Below are 24,289 nucleotides of genomic sequence, written 5' to 3' on the forward strand. Positions count from 1 at the left end.
CATACAATCCTACCTTTACAGCGTGATTTCGCGGCCTTGGCGTGCTGATTCGTAGATGGCGCAGAGCATCTTCATTACCTCGACGCCGTCTTCGACGGGGCTAAGTGTTTCTTTGCGTCCCTGCGTGCTGTCGATAAAATGGTTAATTTCATTGCGGAATGATCCCATAAAGTCGAAAGATTTGAAATCTACCTGCGGCGTCATGTTCAAAATAGTATTGAATTTCTCACCGATGATCGAAATCTCCGGCTCCAACTCGGCACCGCCTTTGTCGCCATATAGTTTGACCGAGGTCTCATCCGCTTTGGCATGAAGTGTAAAGCTGACATCCACGAGCAGGCTAGCGCCGTTCTCGAAACGAATCAGGGCATTCGCCATATCCTCAACGGTATTTTGCTCCGCGTCATAGTCGGCTGCTTTATAGAACGAAAGATTGTTAATGTTCGAGCGGTTCCCCAATCGGTTGGATACATTAGCGGAGACGGATTTCACCTTCGGTCTGCCCATCAGATACCAGCAGATGTCGATCACATGCACCCCGATATCAATCAATGGGCCGCCACCGGAGCGGTTGATATCCGAGAACCAGCCACCGGGATTGCCCAGACGACGCAGACTGGAGGCTTTGGCATAATAGATCTCGCCCAGTTCACCCTCGTCGATAAACTTCTTCAGAATCTGTGCATTGTCGCTATAGCGGCGAACAAAACCGACCTGCAGCAGCTTTCCGCTGCGATGAACGGCCTTCTCTACTTCGAGCGCATCCTCCACCGTTTGGCAGAGTGGTTTCTCACATAATACGTTTTTGCCCGCGTCGAGAGCAGCAATGCTAATCTCGGCATGCGAGTCGTTCCATGTGCAGATGCTGACGGAATGAATCTCAGGCAGGGCGAGCAATTTCTTGTAATCGGTAAACACGTGAGGGGCATTATATTGCTTCGCCACTTCTGCGGCACGTTCTGCATTCAGGTCACAGATAGCGTATATTTCAACGTCCGGGTTACTGGCATAGGCTTGCAAATGGCAATCGGATATGGATCCGGCACCGATAACGGCGACTTTCAATTTGGACATAGTGCTGATTCCTCCATCGTTTTCATATGAATTGACTCAGGAAATTATAATATTCGGCTTACCGTAACGACGGTGAATGCTTGGACTTTCGGCCGCTGTTGTCTGCAAATTTTTTTTATTGACCGCTCTAGCGGTTGAAATCCGCAGACAAAGGCGGTCACTAACGCTCCTACAGTTCCAAGCTTCCCCTCTGTTACTCACGCCTTCTTTAGAATTTGATTCAATTTTATTCATTTAAAACAACTACTCAGCCCTATGCCTCTTCCCATAGGCGGCGGACGTTATCCATGGCAATGCGTGAGGCCGTTTTGCAATCTTCCATGCCTTCAAATTCTACCGAGATATATCCGTCATACCCGGATTGTTTCAACACACGGAATACCTCAGGCATGTCGATATCGCCATGGCCCACAATGGCGCCGCGCAGGTAATTGCCATGCGAGGTTTGGAACCAGCCTTCACCCGGATTCCGGTAGGAAGGTCTCCAGTAGAAGTCTTTGGCGTGCACGATCGACGCATACGGAATGTTATTTTTTACGGCACTCACCGGATCTTCATCCACACAGAGGAAATTGCCAACATCCAGTGTGGTCTTGAAGTTACTTCGCGCCGTCTCGTGTAACAAACGCTGAATGCGCTCACTCGACTGCACATAGTACCCATGGTTCTCCACGCTTGTTGTGATTCCAAAATCCGCTGCATAATCGGCTATCCGCTGACAAGCCTTCACCAGTACCGGCAGGTCGATCTCGAACTGGGCTACGGTTCCTTCTGTTGCAGGGCGGAAAGCCACGTCATGACGCATTAGCTTCACACCGAGCGCTGCTGCCACATCCACATGTCGCATCACATTTTGGATCTCTTGCTCCAACGCTTCAGCGTCCTCCTGCACAGCAAAGTTAGCGCCGATGGCATAATTCGAAATGTCGATCCCGACCTCTTTTGCCACAGCTTTAATCTCATCAATTAATTCCGGATTATCGATCAGACTGAATCCCATCGGGACAATCTCCACATGTTCACCACCCTGATCGGCGATCCAACGAATGGCATCCGGTACGGTCAATTCTTTGCGATCCAATGCTTGTTGCAGACTGTAGGTGCTGAGTCCAACTTTCATTCTTCATCATCCTCTCATGTAGTCGATGTCCTTACCCAACGTATACCTTTTTCCGGCGGACACGACAATTCTCAATAATCGTTTGGCTCACCTATTTTCCTTTTCTAGCCCAAATCCGGTGTATCCACAAACGTTACGGCCAGATCAGCCGTCTGATGAAGCTCGAATACGATGATTTCATTCTCACCTTCGTGAAGGAGCGGAGCAGGTACATACAACGTTTTTTGCGGTCCTTTATTCCAGTAGCGTCCCAGATTGAATCCGTTTACAAATACAACCCCCTTGGTCCAGCTATCCAGTCGCAGAAAAGTATCTCTTACATCCGTGATATTAAACTCTCCTCGATAAAATGCTGGTCCCTGTACTTTATTAATTGTTTCGTTAATTGCTTCGCTAATCACATCACTAAATTGTAAACCCGACAGATCAGTTAATGGCAGACAATGAATCGTCCAATCATATAAAAATTGAAAGCCATGTCGCACACCCTCCGTAATCCCCTTCGGATCTCTCAGATATGGGCCATAGTTGATTCGCCCCATATTTTCAACAAGGATCAATAGATCTGCGCCCTCTGGCGGCACTTCAAAGGAAATCGATAATTCCGTATTTCCCCGTTCGAACACACCTTGAAATTGCCCATCAACAAACACAAGCGCACGGTCATGCACCTCCTGAACCACCAGTTCCTGTCGCTCCCTGGGCCCGGATATTCGGGTCTGATAACAAATAAAGCCATAATTCTGACCCAGCTTCTCCATCGGTTCCGGATTCGTACGTTGCACCGGGTCTGATATCCGGTCCATCTGCGCTAGTAATGAGGCCTGCTCGTTCAACTCCACTCTCCCATAGGCGATGGTCCCCTTCGATTCTGGCAGCACAAGCTCACCCAGATCTTCATTGCTATACCGAGCAATAAGATTACGCACCGCATGGAACTTCGCTGTCGGCTCCCCCGATTCACTAAGCAGTGAATCATAGTCGTAACTTGTAATTGTGGGTTCGTATTGATCCTTCTGCTGACAGTTCGCCCCGTTATAAAATCCGAAGTTCGTTCCACCGTGGAACATATAAAAGTTGACTGAGGCTCCTGCTCGAAGCATCTCTTCAAACACACCAGCTACATCTGCGGCTTCTCGGGTATGATGCGACTCACCCCAGTGATCAAACCAGCCGTTCCAATACTCCATGCACATTAAAGGTTCGTCCGCTTGATATTCACGCAGCTTGGCGAACGCTCCCTCCGTTCCTGATCCAAAATTAACCGTAGCCAGATGTCCTGGCACCGATCCCGCTTGCAGCATGTGGTCTGTCGGTCCATCCGAGGTAAATAACAACACATCCATACCGCGCTTCACCATGCCCTCACGTAAATATCGCAGGTAACTCGCGTCATTCCCGAAGCTGCCGTACTCATTTTCAATCTGCATCGCGATGATCGGCCCGCCATTAGTGCTAAGAAGGGGTTTCAATTTGAACAAAAGCACATCATAATAACGATCCACATTCGCCAGAAATTTTGCATTATTACACCGAAGACGGATATCATCATCAGCAAGTAGCCAGGCAGGTAATCCGCCAAACTCCCACTCGGCACATATATAAGGACTTGGACGAACAATCACATGCAGACCCACATCTCCCGCAATGCGAATAAAACGTTCCAGATCAGCCATGCCTTCAAAACAATACCGACCCGGCTGCGGCTCATGGACATTCCACGGCACATACGTTTCCACCGTATTGAAACCGCAGGCTTTCAGCTTGAGTAACCGATCCTCCCAATAGTCGGGGACCACTCTGAAATAATGGATGGCACCCGACAAAATCCGAATGGGCTCACCATCATACATAAATTGTGAACCTTTATACGTCAGCACCGCCATTTTACAACCCTCCCCGCTCGCTCAGATATACGCCTAACCTAGACAACGTTGGGCACCATCTGGATTCATGAATGCTTAATCGCATCTTTCTCGATGTGACCTGTGGGAAACAGCAAATTCGCTTATGCCCCACCACCGTCCCCTTGTAAAACTCTTCCCAACCACCATCTGCCCTCTGCGACTCCAGTGTAAAACGCTCAATCCGTTGGCCTGTCTGGATATGTTCCATCAGTACCACCCGGTCAAACGATCGTTCTTTCTGCAAATCCAGCTCGATCCAAGCCTGCTCTGTTCCTTCGTGAGGACACCAATACGTATCCCGTCGTTCCGTCAGCACTTCCGATACAGCATGTTGTTCATCCATCGTCTGCGATGCTTTTACGAGCGCCTGCAAGGCGAAATTTTCCTGAAAAATGGTTCGCAGCGAATCTCCCAATTCCTGTAGTCGCTCCACATCCGTTTCGTGAATGAGACCACGCGTATCCGGTGGCAGATTGAGTAAAAAGGTGGCGTTGCCTCCCACTGCGCCGTAATAAACGGCGAGCAGTTCTTCCAGTGTTTTGACCTGATCATCTTCACTGGCATGATAGAACCACCCTGGGCGAATTGAGGTATTCACCTCGGCAGGGTACCAAATCAGTTGGTCACCTTGGGAACGAATGACCTCTCGGCTTCCCAAATCACTGTCCTGCGTATTGATCCTTGTGACGAACTCACCATCATCCACCTGTTGCGATTGCTCTTGAATCTTCTCATTATCCTGCATATGCGCTGGCACAACGCTCCATTCCGATTCCCGTGTGTGTCCCGCTTCATTGCCACACCAACGTACATCCGGGCCACATACCGAGATGACAGCTTTGGGCTGGAGTTCACGAATAAGCGCATAATAGGCGTCCCAGTCATAGACCTGCCTTTTTCCATTCGGACCCTCACCACATGCACCATCGAACCATACACAGAAAATGTCGCTATAATTCGTGAGTAGCTCGCGCAACTGATGGAGGAAAAACTCGTTATACCTCTCGGAATCCCCATAAGTGGCTTCATGCCGATCCCAAGGAGACAGGTACACGCCAAACTTCAATCCACCCTCACGGCAGGCATCGGCGACTTCCCGAACCAAATCCCCCGTACCGTTCCTCCACGGACTAGCCGCAACCGTATGCGCTGTAAACTGACTGGGCCACAAACAAAATCCATCATGATGCTTACATGTCAGAATCAGCCCCTTCATCCCCGCAGCCTTGCACGCCTGCACCCATTGCGTTGCGCTCAGTTCAGAAGGATTGAAGATAGCCGGGTCTTCCTCCCCAGTGCCCCATTCCTGATCCGTAAATGTATTTACCGTAAAATGAATAAACGCGTAGAACTCCATCTCCTGCCATCTCAGCTGGCGTTCGGATGGGCTGACCTGTGCTGCGGACTTAATCCATTCGGCTGGTTGCAGTTCATAATTCATGGCGTATCACTCCTTTTATTTAGCGCATCCCTATATCATTGGACCACCCTTGCTCGTACCGCCACTCAGTGCACTACTGTCCATGAACGGCTGTGATGCAAGCAATAACTTCTGCTTGGCTTCTGCAACCAAATGTGGATCAATGGGATAATTAAAGCTGCCTTTGTACCTCACGCCTGATCCCATATGGATTTCCGTGATACCCGTCTGACTCACTAGCTTTTGAATCCGCTCTATGGTGACCCCCGACCCTGCCATGACAGCGATGTTCAAGGTTTGCCCCAATTGCTGGAGTTGTTTCAGTTCTAGCATCGCTTCAGGCGCTGTCCGTTTTCCTCCCGATGTAAGCACACGCTCCACATTGCCCAATGTGTTAATGGTCTTGAGCGCCTCAGTCAGGCTTGTGCTCACATCAATTGCACGATGAAACGTAACGCCCAAACCCTGAGCTTCGGCCATACATAATTGCAAAGATATGAGGTCGACTTCACCAGCTCCTGTAAGAGCGCCGATCACGATGCCAGCGGCTCCAAGTTCCCTCGCCACGCGTACATCCCTGGTCATGGCGTGGATGTCATCTGCGCTATAGCGGAACGAGCGGCTATGCGGACGGATCATGACATACACTGGGATGGAGACTTGAGACAGTACTTGCTTCATGACACCATAACTGGGGGTAAGCCCTCCTTCGGACATCGCAGACACCAGCTCAATCCGATCAGCCCCTCCCTCCTCAGCTGCCTTGGCATCTTCCACATTCACAGCAATGACTTCCAATACAGGCTGTCTTTCCATAATGTAGCTCCCTTCACTTCATCGTTGAATATTACAGCGTATTAAGGTGATCATCAGCAGGACATTATGTCGTAAGTAGATACTTCCGAGATTGCAATCCCGTATTCTCACCCAACCCTCGCAACGTTAACCAGTATTGATAGACATCACTCGAACTGCACACAGCCTGCTTCATGACATAAGGACCGACTGAACGCATCATCAGCGCTCCTGCGGTCCTTCTTCATCATTAGGGCGACGGTCAGCTTCCCGGAACGCAATCCGAATAGACTGACCTTCCTGAACGATATATGATTTGTCGGCAATGATCTTCATGATTGGATTCTCCTTTGGGGACCGGAATGGGCTAGCAAATAGAGAGCGCAACGGATTTCATCACTTTATCTAATGAATTTTGTTATTTTTGTTATTTATAGTGTTATTATTTATTAGCAATAGTCTAAAACGTTAGGATCAGAACGTCAATACAAAAAAAAGACACCCGGAGGGTGTCTTCGTGTTTTGGATAACCTCCTGGTTATCCGAGCTTTTTCTATTTTCTACGCCGAGCCTTCGTCATTCGATTAAACATGATCAGTGCCGCAATGATCATGGCTATCATGGCAATATTACTCGCCACTTCTTGTGATAGTCCGAAAAGAACTCCCAGGTTAGTCACCAGGCCTCTCACAATCAGCGCCACCACAACCAGCAGGATTGGACTCAAAAAATTATAATTTCTCATTCCTCGCAACACCCCTGACCCCATTGTTCAGAACTACGAATCTCATAACACTATCATAACAGTAGCTATTCTGTGTTACAACAAAGGACACCCGAGTACAGTGTCCTTTGTCATATGCCAACGTATTCTATTTTGAATGACAGAACAACCTTTCGATCGCTCTTGTCACCTGATATTTCCGATTATCTTCTACACCTGTTTGAATTCGATCCAGTCAATCTGGAGCCCTGGTTTCGTGAAGTCCAGTTTCAATTCATACAGTCCTGCTTCAAGATCTACTTTGACAAGTTTCTGTCTGATCCATTTGCCTTCCGTACCATTCGTTTGAATGGTGGTTACCAACTGGTCATTCAGGAGCAGGTTACATGCACTTTGAGCGAGTTCCGGCTCAGGGGACATGATCTGTACGATAATCCGATAATGACCTGCCTCGTCCACTTTCATGTAGACGGGTTCAGCTACTGCAGGTTTCACCTGTGCGTTCTCAACCAGATCTTGAGCTTGTGCAGCAGATAGGGATGCATTCGCTTGGAAAGAAGCGATATTCTCTACAATCTCATGTTTGCGGGATGAAACCGGTGCATTCATGATGAACTTGCAGATATTAATCGCGGAACGTTGCAGTTCTCCGCGCGTAAGTGTTCCATTTTCCAAAGATTCAATCGTGTTATCGTCCCAGCCATTAATCTCTGCGCCGTAGTTCGGTACAACCATGTAGAGATCATTCTGCGCACGAATCATCCAGTTGGTGTATTTGCGATCAGCCTCTCCACCTTCAGTCACATCGTTCATAATCGCCCACCAGTCAGTCATTACGATACCCTCGAAATTCCATTCGCCGCGCAGGATCGTCGTATTCAGGTCGTAATTGGATGCCGCCCAGTGCCCGTTAACCGGGTTGTAGGAAGTCATGATGGAGTTCGCTCCGCCTTCTTTTACAGCGATTTCGAACCCTTTCAGGTAAATTTCACGCAGTGCACGCTCAGAGACAACAGCATCTACTTTACTGCGGTGTTTCTCCTGATTGTTGCAGGCAAAGTGTTTCAGTGTGGCATTGGAACCACCCTTCATGATACCTTTCGTACATGATGCGGCAAATACACCCGAGATCAGTGGATCTTCGGAGAAGTACTCAAAGTTCCGGCCATTAAGCGGGCTCCGGCGGATATTGAGTCCAGGTCCGAGCAGGGTATCCACCTGATTTCTCAGCAATTCCTGTCCTTCCATCACATACAACTCTTCAACAAGATCCTTGTTCCATGTCGCCGCAAGCAACGTACCGATGGATACCTGTGTTGCCTTCTCTCCACTATCCATACGAATACCAGACGGGCCATCTGCCGTACATGCTACCGGAATACCGTAGTTAAACAGGCTGTCGCTGACACCACCAAATGCAGATGCCGTCCCCGAAGTAACGAGCGGACTGCTCATGCCTTCACCACGGACAATCGCCGCCAGATCCTGATCACTCAGTTGAGCGATGAAGGTTTCCAGACTCACTTTGCCAGCCTTAACGTCACTTAGCTTGTGGCCTTGGTTGCCCGTCTGCTCCAGCGTTTGCGGGAGATTCTGCTCAATCCGGTTCGCCATGGATATCTTACGTTTCGGTACTTCTGCATAAGTCAGTTCATAAGATCCATCTTCCTTGCGCGCACCTGGTTTCATCCGTGTAAAATCTTCAGTTGGGGCCATCGCTTCTTGCAGTTGCTCCACCAATTGAAGAGATTCAATAATATAGCCATCTTGGCCATCAATGCTGATATGTTGCGCTTGTTTCACACTGGTTCCTACATGCAGTCGGTATGTGCCTTCTTCCAATACGTACGCGGAAGCAAGACCTGTAACACCTGCATCATCGTAAGATGCCATGGCATAGATCGGGAAGCTGATCGTCAGAATTTCTGACTCGCCCGGCTGCAACAATCCTGTTTTTCCAAAAGCCACCAAAGCCTTCAACGGTTGTCCCAGTTTGCCTTGTGGTGCTTCATAATAAACTTGCACAACCTCTTTGCCCGCATATGTTGTACCTGAGTTGGTCACATTGACACGAACTTCAATGTAGGCTTCGCCGTCTTTGGACACGGATTTTGCTTCTTCATGCTGGGTCAAAAACGTCGTATAAGACAGGCCGTAACCGAATTCAAACTGAACGCGCTCAGGTCGAAACGTTTCGAAATAACGATAACCTACATAGATATCTTCCTGATACAGGTTCTTAAACTCATTGCCGTAGTTGCTTGTCGAAGGATAATCTTCGATGGAATATGCAATCGTATCTGTCAGTTTACCGCTTGGTGTAACGTCCCCCGCCAGCACATCGGCAATCGCGTTGCCACCCTCCATACCGCCATGCCAGGAGTAAATTACACCTTGGATCGGATGTAGATACGTTTCGTTTAACCAGCTCATGTCGATGATATTTGAGACATTCAACACAACGATTGTGTGTTCAAATTGCGAAGTAACTTGCTTCAACATCGCTTTCTCATCTTCTGTTAGTTGGTAACTTCCTGGCGCATCCGCATTATCCTGGTCTTCTCCTGCTGTACGTCCAATAACGATAATGGCTTTGCTGGATTTGCTTCTAGCCTGTGCAACAAGTTCATCCGTCAAAGGCATTTCCTTCTGATTCCATGGCTCGGCCGCCCATACTTTTCCGCCATCATCAAATGGATTTTCCTCAATCCACTTCTCATAGACAGTTGCCAGCTCTTCATTAACAGTAATATTCTTTTTGCTGCGAAGACCATCTAATAGATTCGTTGTGTAGGCCACATGTACACTACCGCCTGAACCTGTACCACTACGATAATAATTTACTTGAATCCGTCCAAAAACTGAAACGTTTTCGTTTTCACGAAGTGGAAGCACTTGGCCTTCATTTCTGAGTAAAACGGCTCCTTCAGCGGCAACCGTACGACTAAACTCTGCAAACCCTTCCAATGGAACTCCGATTTGATGTGTGCTCAATGATTTCCCTCCTGATTGTCATCCCCATATCTACGAATCGCTATATATAAAATGAACTAACAAAACGTGCACTCATTTGATATAAAAGATATTCTATGATCTGGTAGATTCACTTGTACATAGTCTCATATTAACAGATTCTATAGGAGAAATTAAATTAGATTTGTGCTTTATTTATATTATTAAAAAATGTCTAGGATTAGCGGCATAATAAAAAGCCACGGACGCCTGTTGTCCGTGACTTTTCTTGATTTTAGATCACTATTTCAAGTTGTAAGTTTCGCATACACCAGGAAGAATAACATCTCTTCGCCCATGATGACATAACCCGGAACCCGATAGATCAGATCAACAAGGACAAATGCCACCAGCAACCCTACCATCACTGCCAGATGACGTGGCCGGAGTCGTAGATGTGCGTGTCTGTAACGGTGGAACACAAGTGAGGTCGACAAGAAATATAGCAGCGTTGATCCAAACACAAACCCTAGCATGAACACATAGTTTAACTGATTCTGATATAACAGCTGAATTGAAGCAGCGATCATGCTCATGGAGATGTAGATGAACAGATGGCCGTATATGATCGCTTGCCCGGCAGTCTGAATCTCTTTGCTGACCTTTTTCTCCACGTTGTCGAAGTACTGCCACCACATCGCAATGACAAAGATGGACGTAAAGGCGGCAAACAGGATGGATTTCATATCCCAATGATCTGCTTGCAGCACAGCGATAATGCTTACCACCGATTCACCAAGCAGGATAAGTGTAAAGAGTGCGAAACGTTCCAACAAGTGATGGGTCTGAACGGGCACTTTCACCAAGTTTTTACGTCCAATCAACGGAAGTACAATATCCACGGCAATCCCCACATACAAAATCAAGTAGCGTAACCAGGAATCGAAGAACAATGAACCTGATGAGATCAAGATGCCAATGAGGAAACAGATACCCAAGTAACGAGCGGCTTGCTGCTGATGCTCGCTTTTCGACTTGTGAACCGTCAGATACTGAATCGCCGTAAATGCCCGTGAACCGATATATCCAACGAAGAAGGACAGGTAGTATTGGTCAAAATGAGTAGAAAGGCTCGCCGTCATGACCATAACGGACAGAAGCTGAAGGATGAGGAATATTCGATGGATCAGGATGTCTTGACCATAGCGGTTAATAAACAAGGTCTGACCGACCCATGCCCACCAAACAGGGATAAAAATAAGCACAAACTTCATTAAATATTCAAACGTAATTACTCCATGTTCGGCATGTAACAAGACATGACCCGCTTTGGCGACCGCTGCTACGAAGAGCAGATCGTAAAACAGCTCCAGCCAGGTAACCTTTTTCTCCATCATCCTTCGTTGCTCCTTTGGTTTTTCTCATAATACACGCCTGTTGCTAACTCAGTTACCTTCCCGCTGACCTGGTGACGCGCCCAGAGGAAAAACTCTGAGCGCCATCTACCTTACTTCATTGTACTGTAGCAGGTACGAGTGTTCTTACCTCGATCGGTTGCAGATTGTCCTCAATTTGAGGGCGGTATTTCTCGAACCACTCAGGCAACATCAATTTTTGTCCAAGCGAATCAGCAGGTTCATCTTTGGCAAAGCCCGGAGGATCTGTAGCAATTTCAAACAGAATGCCACCAGCTTCTCTGAAGTAGATTGCGTTAAAGTACTGACGATCCCGAACTGGAGTCGGTTGGTACCCGTAATCACGTACAGCTTCGCTCCACTGTGCATGCTCTTCATCGTCTTTGGCGCGCCATGCAATATGGTGCACGGTTCCTGCGCCGCCCATACCCAGAGCCATACGGGTCATTGGAACATCTACGACATTACCGATATCCCCGCTGGACTGGAAACGAGCATAATCTTCATTTTCACTCACTCTGACAAATCCCAAAATTTTCTCAAGAGCATCCATCGTTCTTTGCGGGTTAACACTGAACAGGACAGCACCACCGAAGCCTTTGATCGCTTTATCTGTTGGAATGCCTTCGTGCGCCCAAGTGCTGGTTGCTCCCTCTTCCCGTTCAACAAGCTCAAGCCGCAGGCCTTCGCCATCTTCGAATTGAAGCAGGTCTTCATTGAAGCGACTTGTTTTGGTTACCTCAATGTTATACTGTTCCAGCCGATTCTGCCAGAAGCCAATCGACCCAGGAGGAATGACATAGGAAGTGATGCCGACCTGACCTCCGCCAATTTTGCCCCGTGGTGATCCAGCCGATGGGAAGAAGGTAATGATGGTACCTGGGCTTCCGTGTTCATCGCCAAAATACAGATGATATACATCAGGTGCATCGAAGTTGATTGTTTTTTTCACGAGACGAAGTCCCAGAACTCCGGCATAAAAATCAACGTTGGCCTGTGGATCTCCTGCGAAAGCTGTAATATGGTGAATACCTGCTGTTTGAATAGTCATGATTAATTCCTCCTTGGTTTGGTAAGTGATTTATAGTAAGTTTGTATTATCTTTAAATTAAGATATATGATCTAGCGAATTATACTCAAGTTGTTATTTTGATTGGCCTGTTTTTGTTTTAATTTATCAGGAGTCACGTCATCGCCGTTTGGATCATAGATGGTTGCATTCAGCAGAATGTCGTTGACCGAACCACGAAAAGTTTGCAGATATTCCTGGCGAAGACGAACCTGTTCCTCTTTCTCCATCTCCGTCAATCCGCCCTCTTTGGCTTTTCTTGAAAGTTCATTTATTCTGGTCAATGTTGGGATCATCATCTTGATCTCTCCTTGTGTAATGGATTAAAGATATTTGTTTTGGTGTTATTTATATTTAAATTAAATATCTTAAGTTAAAGATAAATGATTTGTGATCGGTTGTCAACACTTTTATACAAACTAAAATAATTGAACCCGTTCCTCTGCTCTACGCCATTTTGCTTTAACTATGAATTCAAAAACAAAAAAGGCTAGCTCCGCAGTAATTCACTTACTACGAACCTCGCCCTTCATATATTGATTTAATTAGCCCAGCTTTTGACCACAATTCGGACAGAAGTTGGCTCCTTCATTTTTGGCTCCACAGTTCGGGCAGAAGTTTGGCTTCTTGTTGCCTTCTGTAGATGAAGAGTTCCCTGAATCACCGTTGCTATTTCCCGCTGGTTTCTGGTCGTTATTTTGATTCTGAGACGAATTGGAATTATTGTTCTGGTTTTGGCCTTGATTCTGGTTCATGTTCTTCATCATTTCATTGGCCATGTTCATGCCCATCATCATGCCCGCCATATCCGAAGCCGCGCCGCCGCCTTGTACTTTACCGGATGAGATGCCGTCTGTCATGCTGACCTGTTGATACTTTTGCAGATTACCAATCATCTCATGCGAAGCGGTCTTTGTAATCATATCCTGAATCTCTTTTGGATAATTGAAGCTCATCACCTGGAAACCGGTAATCCCAATGCCGATATCCATCATCTGCATATCCAGATCTTCCTGAATACCTTTGGCAATATCCGATGCATTGGCCTGCAGGTTGAACATATCCTTCCCTTCGCGGCTAATCCACTTCATTAGAAGCTGATCCAGCACAGAAGTGATTCGGATTTTGACATCCTCCACCAGATAACTCTGCTTGATGCCTGCAATCTTATCGATCAGGGTTACATAGTCACTTACTTTAAAATTAAATGTACCGTTGGCCCGAATCGGCATCCCGCCCGGGAGCTGTGGTGTTGGAATCAACACCGGACTTTGCGTGCCCCAGCGCACGGTGAACTCTTTTGTATTTACAAACAAGACTTCGACCCGCATGCCGCTGTTGAATCCGAATTTGAATCCTTTTAATGTAGAAAGAAACGGAATGATCTCGGAATCGATATTAAATGATCCTTCGTCCTCGAAAATGCCTTCCACTTTACCGTTATTCAGGAAAATAGCGTCCTGACCCGAACGGATGATCAATTTACTCCCCTTCTTGATCTCCCGGTTACTCCACTTCCAAAATATCATGTCATCTCTGAACTCTTCCCATTCCACCACATTCGAAAACTGATTTCTGAAAAATCCCATACTAATTCCCATCCCTTCTAATTAAAAAATCCGCATACTCAGTAGTGACTAGAACGAACCTCTACTTCCACTGTGTGAATGACCGCCTCGGGAGGTACCCCCGCCTCCTCCTCCACCACCGTTGTTATTGTTCTTCTCGATCTTGCGCTTGGTTACGGTTGTGCGGATATAACGATCCTGACGATCAATTACACTGGAATTGCTTGAATCCTCATACGTTGCACGATTGACCGTGACACGTCCCCCGGAACGATAGGTCATCATACCAACAACAATACCGCCAAGAACCACAGACACTCCCAACTGAAACCAACCGTTAAACAAAATATTGTTCGGATTCACACCGGGTTCATACCCCATATATTTGTAAGAGAGCTCAATATATTTCTCAAATGCGAGTTTATAATCCCCACTGGACAATTCAGAGGTAATTCGGGTACGGATAGCATCAAGCCGCTGATCGCTCAGATATTCTTTTGCCTTGTAAAATCCAGCCAGATACACTTCACGATTATTCATATCCATCGTCAATATGACAGCATTACCAAATTTCTTATCGTAACCTAATCCCTGCTCATCATAAAAATCTTCTGTTAAGAGCATAACATCCTGATTCTCAACATTATTTGTTGTCAAAATTACAAAGTCCGTCTGCCGTTCCGCGCCATACTGATTCGCAAGTAGATTCAATTCACTTATCTCCTGCTCACTCAGCAGGTTGGCCTCATCGTAGATGAGATTCTTGTTCTCCGCTGCGGATGCCGATGACATGGGAATCAACGGAGCGACAAGGGTGATCATAAGTAAAATGAGCGCAGCCATCACGGCCAGAGGGGTTCTTTTTCTCATAAGAATCCACCTCCCATCATCCAGGAAACCAGCTTCAGTGACAGCAACGAGACCGCAGAGACTCCTGCGAACCATCCGGCCACTTTGGCTTTGCTGATCGGTGGTTTCCCGACCACTTTCCCTGTCTGACCATTCATGGCAAAGGTATACTGTGCCCGATTGAAGTCATAGTTGACCATCCACACCGGGAGTAGCACATAATCCGCATTTTTGAGTGTGGTATCAATCTGTTTGTCCGTGTAGCTCACACTGCTATAACCGGATACGGTTGAAGCAATATAAGAGTCGATGTACGATCTCGTTTTATCCTTGGCCCGTGGGAAAAGTTCCTCGTCCGTATAACTGTATTTTTCCGCAATGTACCCCGCCAGATACGGTGTCTTGAACAATTTCAACTGATTATATGGAAAAGGCTCGAGCTTATCCATCAGTTCATCCTTCATTTTCTCCGATGCATCGATGGGCAGGTTCACGTAATTCAGCCGAATCCGGCGGTATATATCGAAATGCTGTGTTTCCGTGTAATGGTAATCGCCCTGGGTGTAGGATCTGACCTTGGTGCCACGCCCATGCACTTCGATTTTGTTATGTAACTCATACAACCAGAACGGCACGTACATGCCGGTAATGCTTTGAATCCGATCAGCGGACATGAAGCCACTTGGCGTTAAGAGGCCATTTTTGCACCACTTTTTGAAAGCCTGCTTGGCTTGATCCTTGTTGATCGAAAAGGGAATCACCATCGCGGGGGCCAGATTGCCCGTCAGCCGATCACTGAGTACAACCGCTGCACCGCAGAAACTGCATGTCGTCGCACTAGTCTCCGGCTCCGTCACGATGTCAGCTCCACAGCTGTTACAGTGGTATTCCTTGACCTCATTCTCGGTGAATACTTGTCTCTTCAAGGGATCGGGGATCTGCTCTATGTTGTCCTGACGGCCGCAGCTGGGACAGGATAATGCACCTGACACACTGTCAAAGATCATGCCACTGCCGCAGTTTGGACATTTATATTCAATAACCGGCATCTGCTCACCTCAATGTTAACGAAATATAATTCTAATTGACACTGTATAACTTCGCTGGCAGAACAAGCTTCCGATCGCTCTTATCCCCGAATTTTTTTGATTACCCTTTGTAAGGGTAAAATCCGGTGATAAAGGCGCACGCTCCGCTTCCTCAGCTTATTTCTGCCCTCTACGTTGTAGTCTATATGTTAAATTCCGTTCTTCAGCTTTTCCTGAATCGCTGCGAGTTCTTCCTCCGCACTTGGCGACGCATTTTCATTATTACCCGCATCTGCGTTCATGTCCCTCTCCAACTGGGCAATTAATTCGTCCAAATCATCTTCCTGTGCCCCAGCACGAAGTTCTGCCAAAGCCTCTGCTTCGTTCAGCGCCTGATTCGCCTTGTCTTCCATGGCCTTCAATGCAGCATCAGCTCTGCCCGCAGATGCATTCCGTTCATTAGTCTGTTGCTGTGCCTTCGCATCTGCCATTCGACCTTTCAGTTCTGCATGCCTTGCTTCCAGTTGTCCCAGATCTGCAACCAATTTATCATTCATATGCTTCATCATCTTCGCTTTGGCAGAAGCACGTTCATAGGCAACCTGTAATTCGTTCAATTTGTCAGCCAGCTTCACTTTCTTCTCCAGAAAACCGCGTGCCTTATCTTCGTCTCCCGACTCTGCCGATTTTTCCGCATACCGCTGTAACTTCTTGACCTCGGCGCTGCACTCATCCAATGCTCGCTTCGCCCGGCTCTCATCCGACAGCACCGCTGCCGTTTCAGCCTTCACCTGACCCAGATCACTGCTCAGGCTTCGCATATATTCATTCACACTCTTCTCCGGGTCTTCCGCCCGAGACAACATGTGGTTCACATTCGCCTTCATCACGTCTCTAAACCTCGATAAGATTCCCATTACTTGTTCCTCCTCCGAAAAGTTCATATGTATACTATAATACATGAATACGCCCACATACGTTTCACATTTCACGATGGCATGTGGAGTTACAACGATCCAAATCCGTATTATAACAACGCAATATAAGAAAAGACGAGCACTTATAGTGTCGCCTTATCTTCCTCAATCCCAGTTCGTTAATGAATTGCATACTTTCATCTGCGATCGGATCTGGATCGGTATTATGGGTTTTAATCCTTTTCTCGCACTCCACAACTCCCTCCTAACTATGTTTCAACCGAAAGGTTCTCCACCGCTGTAAAAAACACATCCAATAGCTCAACGTTGTATGTAATGCGGACGTACTCGGTTATTAACGCCACATCCTCTTCCCTCTGATACTCCAGACATGGACGGCCCTCACTCCAGAGCACCCTGCACGGGAACTTCCCGACAACATCCTTAATGATGTGATCCGGCTCAGCCACTTTATGAATGTCTCCCATATGAAATCTCCTCACTTCTCCGCACTTATCATGTGCAATTATGCATTAATTTTGAAATAGATAACAATTCGATTCAGTGTACTTCATCACATTCCACTCGGAGAGTTATGGATGCATATCACACGGGCATTTTGCAGACACAACAGGGCTGCTTTCCCCATAGGTGCCATTCCTTCGCAAGTTGGCTATAATAAGGGGATCAAAGTTTTCTATAAAGGCAGGAAAATTATGCGTACACGAGTTCACTTTATTGCTCCCTACGAATCGATGATTCCTATTATACAAGAGTGCATTCCTCGTTTTCCCCAGTTAACCATTCAGACGGACGTGGGCGACTTGGCGAACGGTGTGGAATTAGCAACTCAAGCTGAGAAAAACGGTGCAGAGATTATCATCAGCCGCGGCGGAACCGCCCAACTCATTAAAAAAGCAGTGACCATTCCCGTCATTGATGTGCAGTTATCGGGCTATGATATGATTCGTTCACTTACCCTGGCAAGCCAGTTTAACGGCCAAACAGCCATTGTTGGCTTCTCCAACATCACCTCTGGTGCACAATCGATTATCGATCTGATGGATCTGCCTCTCAAGGTCTATACCATACATAGCTCGGAAGATGTGGCACGATTACTCTTGGAGTTGAAAGCTTCCGGGTACCGACAGATTGTCGGAGATGTGATCACCGTCAACACCGCGAAGACCTATGGTCTGGAAGGATTGTTAATCCAATCGGGCCAGGAATCCATCCTTAGAGCGATGGAAGATGCACAGCTGGTCTACCGTTATTTGAGCAAAAATCATGCGATATCGATCATCCTGAATGACCTGGTTACACGGGAACATCCCAATTTACTTATTTTAAATGAACGAAATGAAGTTGTATTCGAGAATCTGACCGATTTTGAGAAAAATCCGCTGACCGATAATCACATATATCTGACCAACACCAGCCTGGATTTCCATCAATCCCAGATCCAAAATGTGTTCATGGTGGACGATTACCAGCTCACGGTTAACGCCTATGAATCGACCCTGGACAACAAGAACTACAAGGTATATATGCTGGAAAAAGGACAACCCTATGCTTTTGCACAATTCGGCATAACAACTTTTACGGATGCATCGATGGAGCCCATTGTTGCTGATTCCCCTGCCATGCAGGCGGTATTGAAGAACATCCGAGCACTTTACGAGAATCATGAACCGATCTATCTGCGGGGTGAAGCGGATTCCGGTAAATCTTTTCTGGTCAAACATATTCATCAGATTTACTCCGGTGGCGGACTGTTATTACAGATGGATCTCACGCAAGTTCCGCCCGGTCATTTGCACAAGATACCACTCGCCAAGGTTAGAAATGTAGAGATTAACCACATGGAAACACGTATGGAAGATCCGGAGTTGCTCGCCTTTATCCAAAGTTGCCTTCAAAACCAGATAGGGGTGTTTATACTCGGGGAACAGATATTAAACCCGCAGTGGTCACTTGATCTTGAGCTTAATACAATCATGATGCCAAATCTTGCGGATAGACCGGAGGATCTGGCCCCACTGATGCAGCACTTCCTTACAGATTACTACCAGAAATACGGAACTACTGCGGTGAGGATAAAAGAAGATGCACTCCAGCTGATCCGGGATCAGATCACGAATATGAACGTCAACCAGTTGAAACACCTGATCAAGCAGGCTGCACTCAATGAACAGGATTATGTAATTACCACGGCTACCTTGTCCCGCTTGCTGGATCAGCAACCTTCTTCAAGCCCAATGAAGTTGAACGGTACGCTGAAGGAGATTGAGAAAGAAGTTATTCAGTTCGTGCTTCAGGAGGAAAATAACAATCAATCGAAGGCAGCAGAGCGTCTGGGGATTAACCGGGCCACATTATGGCGTAAACTTAAAGATTAACTTTAAGTTTGCGTCTTTTTTATCGCTTCTATGTGTTGCATTTTTAAACAGTTAACCAAGTATTTAAAATTAACAATAATTTATTGTTGCTATATTAAACGATATGGGATAATATAATCCCTGCAAGCGCTTCATAAAAACGATTACTTCATAAGGAGCTACTACTATGAACATTAAAGCAACTTTAGATCGCATCCCTGGCGGTATGATGGTCGTTCCCCTGTTACTTGGTGCAACCATCAATACATTCTTCCCGAATGCCCTGCGCATCGGTGGATTCACGGAAGCTCTCTTCGTTAACAGTTCCAGTACGTTGATCGCGCTGTTCCTATTGATTGCGGGTACACAGATTACGTTCAAAACAGCGGGCTCATCCGTCGGCAAGGGCGTTACCTTGCTGGTCGTCAAGTGGGCGATCGGTGCAGCACTCGGTCTCGTTGCCATTCTATTTGCTGATTCAAGTGGATTATTCCTGGGTCTTGCCCCACTGGCCATTATTGCAGCAATGACCAACTCGAACGGCGGTTTGTACATTGCACTCGCTGGTCAATACGGCAAAGAAGATGACAAAGCAGCCTATCCATTTCTCGCACTCAGCGATGGTCCATTCCTAACCATGGTAGCGCTCTCCATCTTCGGTGCGATGGGCTTTGCCAACGGCATGTTCTCTCCTATGGCATTCGTTGCTGTATTGCTTCCGCTCATCGTTGGTGTCATTATTGGTAATCTGGACCGCAATCTTGCGGAGTGGCTGCACAAAGGCAGCGACAAACTTGTTCCGTTCTTTGCCTTCTCACTGGGTATGGGAATCAACTTCTCGTCGATCATCCAAGGTGGACTTGGTGGAATTATGCTTGGCGTTCTGACTGTTCTTCTCACAGGTGGAATTGGATTTCTGCTCTTTAAAGCCATCGGCTGGAATCCCATCGTTGGTGCTTCCGAAGGTTCAACAGCCGGGAATGCCGTAGGTACACCTGCTGCCATCGTGGCTGCTAATGCTTCATTTGGCCCGATTGCCGAGATTGCTACGGTGCAAATTGCAGCGAGCGTTGTAACAACAGCCATCCTGTTGCCGATCTTCATCGGGTTCCTCTCCAAACGACTGGAGAAATCAGGAGGAGTCGAGAAATACAATCAACGACCAACCACATAAATGGGTATCAACTGATTTAATGTGCTTAATCTGTGCTTAATGGATGATCTGAACGGACTTTTTATTAAATTGTGTTTACAAGGAGGGATGACTGCATGAAATTAGCCATTATTGCAGATGATTTGACCGGTGCCAATGACAGCGGGGTGCAGCTTGCCCGTCATGGCTTGAAGACCAGTGTTCTTTTTAATATGGATGAAGGCCCTCTTACACGTTACGATGCCGTTGTCTTTGATACTGATAGTCGTTCCATATCCTCGCAGGAAGCGTATGACCGTGTATATCGGGCTGCTGAATTGCTGACGAACAACGGATTTGAGACGATTTTCAAAAAAATGGACTCCACCATGCGCGGTAATATCGGTATCGAGATTGATGCTGTATATGATGTCGTAAAGCCGGACTTTATGATGATTGCACCGGGATATCCAAAGAATAACCGGACGATATTGGAAGGAATTCATTACCTGAACGGCGTTCCGCTGGCAGATACTGAAATTGCCCATGATCCGAAGACACCTGTAACGACTTCCTACCTTCCGGACTTGTTGAAACAACAGACCAAGTACGAAGTTGGCGAGATCACCGTCGCCGATCTGGAAGCCGGGCAGAATCATATTCGCACCAAGCTAGAACAGTTGAAAACAAATAATATCCCGTATGTAATGGTGGACTCCACCGAAGAAAGACATCTGGAACTGATTCTGCAGATGACTCGCGAGTTGGAGTATACCTTTACTTGGGCAGGTTCGGCGGGCATTGCCAATTACCTGCCCGCACATTACGAATTGGAATCCAGGGCTGCGTCACTTGAGATCCCGGAGAATTCCGGTCCAATTCTAACGGTGGTTGGCAGCGTGAACAAAAACTCCCGCGAGCAGCTGCATCGATTGATGCGCAACTCCCGCGTGGCGTCAGTCTCCTTCCATTCCTTCAAAGCGGTATCCGCAACCGCAGACCGCGCTGAAGAGATGGAACGTGTCTATAACGAGGTCCGAGACAAAGCGCTGGAAGGACAAGATGTTGTCCTCTACTCCACCGCTGAACAGGTGGATATCGAACTGGCACGGGCAACGGGCGAAATTCGTGGTCTCAATCACACGGAAGTCAGCAACGAGATTGTACTTGCGATGGGTGAGATCTGTGCCAGACTGCTGGAAGAGGGACTTTTCAAAGGGGTATCCATGACCGGCGGTGATACAGCTAAGCAAATCTGTCTGAAATGGAATATTAGCGGCTTCGAGCTGCTGGATGAGCTTGAAATCGGTGTGCCGATCTCCAAGTTTATCGGGATTGATGATCTGCATGTGATTACCAAAGCAGGCGGATTCGGTAAACCCGATGTCTTTATCCATGCGATTCAAAAATTAAAGGGGGGTATTCTCGTATGAAACCTACAATTGGAATTACGATGGGCGACGCAGCAGGTATTGGACCGGAGATTATTATGAAAGCACTGGGTCATCAAGAAATGTACGATCAGTGCAATCCACTCGTTATCGGTGATGCGAAGATTCTGGAGCGTGTGTTGCCTGTCATCGGCTCAAGTCTAAACGTTAATGCGATTCAAGAGCCTTCTGAAGCCAAGTATGAATTCGGTACTGTGGATGTGATTGATCTGAACCTTGTTCCTGCGGATCTGGAATATGGTAAAGTATCTGCCGTGGCTGGGGATGCAGCATTCCAGTTTCTCGCCAAAGCCATTGATCTTGCCAAAAAACAGCAGATTCACTCCATCTGCACCGCGCCTTTGAACAAAGAAGCTCTGCATCAGGGTGGGCACCTGTATCCGGGGCACACCGAGATTTTGGCAGACCTGACGGATACGCAGGACTTCTCGATGATGCTGACCACGCCTAATCTGCGCGTTATTCACCTGACAACACACATGGGTCTGATCGATGCCATTGCAAGTATTAACCCGGAAAGAACCTACACCGTTGTGAAGCTTGCTCATGATACGTTGAAAAAAGCAGGCTTTGAGAATCCGCGCGTTGCCGTATGCGGAATCAACCCTCATGCCGGAGAGAACGGCTTGTTCGGTAACGGTGAAGAAGAAGAGAAACTGCAGCCCGGCATTGAGCGTGCGCAGCAGGAAGGCATTAACGTCGTTGGTCCACTGCCGGCGGACACACTCTTCTTCCGCGCTGGTCGCGGTGACTTCGATATCGTTGTAGCCTGCTACCACGACCAAGGCCATGCGCCGATCAAGGTAATGGGCATCGAGGAAGGCGTGAACATCACCGTTGGCCTGAAAGGTGGCATCATCCGTACATCCGTTGACCACGGTACGGCCTTCGATATCGCTGGCAAAAATATCGCCGATGATAAAAGCATGCTGGCTGCCATTCGCTCTGCTATTGAGCTGGCACCAAAGGATCAATTTTAAGAGTAGCTTTATATAGAAGGAGAAGGCAAACCCTCTGTAACTTTAAACTGTACCCTATAGAGTAGATACTTTAAAAAAGTCTCTCTATGGGGTATTTTTGTTATATACCATGTACGAGACAAGGACGGAGAACGATTAATGAGTAAGAAAACATTTACAACAAGCGAACTAGAGCAACTTGCTACAAATCCCTATGTGAAGTCTGTTTCGACCAAGGGAATCACTTATACGGACGAGTTCAAACAACTCTTTATTACATTAAATCAGCAAGAAAGGCTGCCTAGAGAGATCTTTGAGACTTGTGGATTTGACGTTCAGATCATTGGAATGACTCGGGTCAAAGCCGCAGCCGACCGATGGAGAGCCAGTTACAACGAGCAAGGGGCTATAGGCTTACAAGATACACGAGGCAAACATTCAGGAGAGTCTCTAAAACGAGAGTTAAGCTTGGCAGAAAAGAACGCGAAACTCGAAGCGCAGATTCACCTGCTCCAAGCAGAGAATGAACTCTTAAAAAAGATTCGCCTGGCCGAACGGGGGTGGAACCACGAGTAAAACTAACGCCTAGCCTTCGATACAGGTTAATCCGAACCGTGATTGAGAAATACCATCTTCAGCGAATGGTAAGTGTTCTGTGTGAGACTGCTGGGGTCTCCAAAAGCGGATATTACCGATACTGGAGCACTTCAGCCATTCACAGACGCACGAAGAAGGAACAGGTTGATGAGGAAATAGGTGTGTACATTCGTCAAGCCTTCCAGTTTAAGAAACGTAACAAGGGCGCTCGTTCCATTAAGATGACGCTGCAAGGACAATTTCAGATCATTTGGAATCTCAAGCGCATCCGAAGAATCATGAAAAAATACGATATTGTATGCCCTCATCGACGAGCTAATCCCTACAAACGAATGATGAAGGCAACCCATGAACATCGAACCATGCCTAACCTGTTACAACGCAACTTCAAACAAGGCATCCCGGGCAAAGTACTTCTAACAGATATTACATACTTAAGTTACGGCCAAGGGAAACGCGCCTATCTGTCCACCATTAAGGATAGTTCCACCAATGAAATTTTGGCTTATCATGTGTCGGAGCGAATGACGATGGATCTGGCGACAAACACGTTGCTTCACTTACAGAAAAATCGCAAATTCAAGAAGAGTCGTAATGCCTTCATTCATTCCGATCAAGGTACGCATTACACTCATCCGGATTTTCAGAAGAAAGTGAAACGGATGGGGCTTGGACAATCCATGTCAAGACGAGGAAATTGTTGGGATAACGCACCGCAGGAGTCGTTTTTTTGTCATTTTAAGGATGAAACTTCCTTAAAGAGCTATGCCACGTTAGACGAAGTCAAACGTGAAGTTAAAGCCTATATGACCTACTATAATCACTATAGATACCAGTGGAACCTAAAAAGGATGACCCCTGTACAATACAGAGATCATCTTCTTGAAGCCATATAGTTTTTTTTAGAAATGTCCTTTACATAGGGTACAGTTTA

General features: G+C 46.9%; 21 protein-coding genes. 5 read left to right on the plus strand and 16 right to left on the minus strand.

Annotated elements, in window-relative coordinates:
- Positions 1-15 precede the first annotated feature (15 nt).
- The 16 genes from ACE04G_RS23490 to ACE04G_RS23565 all read right to left on the minus strand — a co-directional run bounded on the left by ACE04G_RS23490 (position 16) and on the right by ACE04G_RS23565 (position 17,326).
- Positions 16-1,074, minus strand: coding sequence for a Gfo/Idh/MocA family protein (locus ACE04G_RS23490; RefSeq protein ID WP_221822295.1), 1,059 nt, complete (start codon positions 1,072-1,074; stop codon positions 16-18).
- A 253-nt stretch (positions 1,075-1,327) separates the two neighbouring features.
- Positions 1,328-2,194 carry a sugar phosphate isomerase/epimerase family protein gene (locus ACE04G_RS23495; protein WP_339181200.1) on the minus strand — a complete coding sequence of 289 codons (867 nt, stop codon included), beginning with the start codon at positions 2,192-2,194 and terminating at the stop codon, positions 1,328-1,330.
- A 104-nt stretch (positions 2,195-2,298) separates the two neighbouring features.
- A complete protein-coding gene (locus ACE04G_RS23500) occupies positions 2,299-4,080 on the minus strand; it encodes a glycoside hydrolase family 35 protein (RefSeq protein WP_449003748.1) in 1,782 nt (593 codons plus the stop codon).
- A 1-nt stretch (position 4,081) separates the two neighbouring features.
- On the minus strand, positions 4,082-5,542 hold the full coding sequence (locus ACE04G_RS23505; RefSeq protein WP_449003749.1) for an alpha-L-fucosidase: 1,461 nt from the start codon (positions 5,540-5,542) through the stop codon (positions 4,082-4,084).
- Between the two features lie 30 nt (positions 5,543-5,572).
- Complete coding sequence (locus ACE04G_RS23510; RefSeq protein ID WP_221822299.1) at positions 5,573-6,337, minus strand: copper homeostasis protein CutC; 765 nt, start codon at positions 6,335-6,337, stop codon at positions 5,573-5,575.
- Positions 6,338-6,401: 64 nt separating this feature from the next.
- The gene (locus tag ACE04G_RS23515) at positions 6,402-6,539 is read right to left on the minus strand and encodes a hypothetical protein (RefSeq protein WP_221822300.1); all 138 of its coding nucleotides are present in this window, start codon (positions 6,537-6,539) and stop codon (positions 6,402-6,404) included.
- Between the two features lie 330 nt (positions 6,540-6,869).
- Positions 6,870-7,061, minus strand: coding sequence for a hypothetical protein (locus tag ACE04G_RS23520; RefSeq protein WP_017691199.1), 192 nt, complete (start codon positions 7,059-7,061; stop codon positions 6,870-6,872).
- Positions 7,062-7,250: 189 nt separating this feature from the next.
- Entirely contained in the window at positions 7,251-10,034 is a 2,784-nt protein-coding gene (locus ACE04G_RS23525) for a glycoside hydrolase family 3 C-terminal domain-containing protein (protein WP_449003750.1), read from the minus strand.
- A 266-nt stretch (positions 10,035-10,300) separates the two neighbouring features.
- Complete coding sequence (locus ACE04G_RS23530) at positions 10,301-11,389, minus strand: low temperature requirement protein A (RefSeq protein ID WP_076210224.1); 1,089 nt, start codon at positions 11,387-11,389, stop codon at positions 10,301-10,303.
- A gap of 115 nt (positions 11,390-11,504) precedes the next feature.
- The gene (locus ACE04G_RS23535; RefSeq protein WP_449003751.1) at positions 11,505-12,458 is read right to left on the minus strand and encodes a ring-cleaving dioxygenase; all 954 of its coding nucleotides are present in this window, start codon (positions 12,456-12,458) and stop codon (positions 11,505-11,507) included.
- 71 nt (positions 12,459-12,529) lie between these two features.
- The gene (locus tag ACE04G_RS23540; protein WP_449003760.1) at positions 12,530-12,772 is read right to left on the minus strand and encodes a DUF896 domain-containing protein; all 243 of its coding nucleotides are present in this window, start codon (positions 12,770-12,772) and stop codon (positions 12,530-12,532) included.
- A gap of 249 nt (positions 12,773-13,021) precedes the next feature.
- Positions 13,022-14,065: an SPFH domain-containing protein gene (locus ACE04G_RS23545; RefSeq protein ID WP_036674710.1), complete on the minus strand. Its 1,044-nt coding sequence runs from the start codon at positions 14,063-14,065 to the stop codon at positions 13,022-13,024.
- A 48-nt stretch (positions 14,066-14,113) separates the two neighbouring features.
- On the minus strand, positions 14,114-14,914 hold the full coding sequence (locus ACE04G_RS23550) for a TPM domain-containing protein (RefSeq protein ID WP_449003752.1): 801 nt from the start codon (positions 14,912-14,914) through the stop codon (positions 14,114-14,116).
- A complete protein-coding gene (locus ACE04G_RS23555; RefSeq protein WP_449003753.1) occupies positions 14,911-15,942 on the minus strand; it encodes a TFIIB-type zinc ribbon-containing protein in 1,032 nt (343 codons plus the stop codon). The genes ACE04G_RS23550 and ACE04G_RS23555 overlap by 4 nt, the downstream gene beginning before the upstream one ends.
- 188 nt (positions 15,943-16,130) lie before the next feature.
- Positions 16,131-16,838: a PspA/IM30 family protein gene (locus ACE04G_RS23560; RefSeq protein ID WP_449003754.1), complete on the minus strand. Its 708-nt coding sequence runs from the start codon at positions 16,836-16,838 to the stop codon at positions 16,131-16,133.
- A gap of 269 nt (positions 16,839-17,107) precedes the next feature.
- Entirely contained in the window at positions 17,108-17,326 is a 219-nt protein-coding gene (locus tag ACE04G_RS23565; protein WP_449003755.1) for a hypothetical protein, read from the minus strand.
- A 228-nt stretch (positions 17,327-17,554) separates the two neighbouring features.
- Here ACE04G_RS23565 and ACE04G_RS23570 point away from each other — a divergent pair, with 228 nt between their 5' ends.
- From ACE04G_RS23570 to ACE04G_RS23590, 5 genes are all read left to right on the plus strand, one after another.
- A complete protein-coding gene (locus ACE04G_RS23570; protein WP_449003756.1) occupies positions 17,555-19,237 on the plus strand; it encodes a PrpR N-terminal domain-containing protein in 1,683 nt (560 codons plus the stop codon).
- 166 nt (positions 19,238-19,403) lie between these two features.
- The gene (locus ACE04G_RS23575) at positions 19,404-20,390 is read left to right on the plus strand and encodes a 2-keto-3-deoxygluconate permease (protein ID WP_169482134.1); all 987 of its coding nucleotides are present in this window, start codon (positions 19,404-19,406) and stop codon (positions 20,388-20,390) included.
- 95 nt (positions 20,391-20,485) lie between these two features.
- Positions 20,486-21,781 carry a four-carbon acid sugar kinase family protein gene (locus ACE04G_RS23580; RefSeq protein ID WP_449003757.1) on the plus strand — a complete coding sequence of 432 codons (1,296 nt, stop codon included), beginning with the start codon at positions 20,486-20,488 and terminating at the stop codon, positions 21,779-21,781.
- Complete coding sequence (pdxA, locus tag ACE04G_RS23585; RefSeq protein ID WP_237178320.1) at positions 21,778-22,779, plus strand: 4-hydroxythreonine-4-phosphate dehydrogenase PdxA; 1,002 nt, start codon at positions 21,778-21,780, stop codon at positions 22,777-22,779. Before ACE04G_RS23580 ends, pdxA begins: the two co-directional genes overlap by 4 nt.
- Positions 22,780-22,917: 138 nt before the next feature.
- Positions 22,918-24,251 (plus strand): IS3 family transposase gene (locus ACE04G_RS23590; RefSeq protein ID WP_486094918.1). Its coding sequence is split into 2 segments (ribosomal slippage): positions 22,918-23,320 and positions 23,320-24,251, totalling 1,335 coding nucleotides; the frame shifts between segments, so codons are not numbered across the junction.
- The last annotated feature ends 38 nt before the right edge of the window (positions 24,252-24,289 follow it).

The organism is Paenibacillus sp. AGC31 (assembly GCF_057334655.1).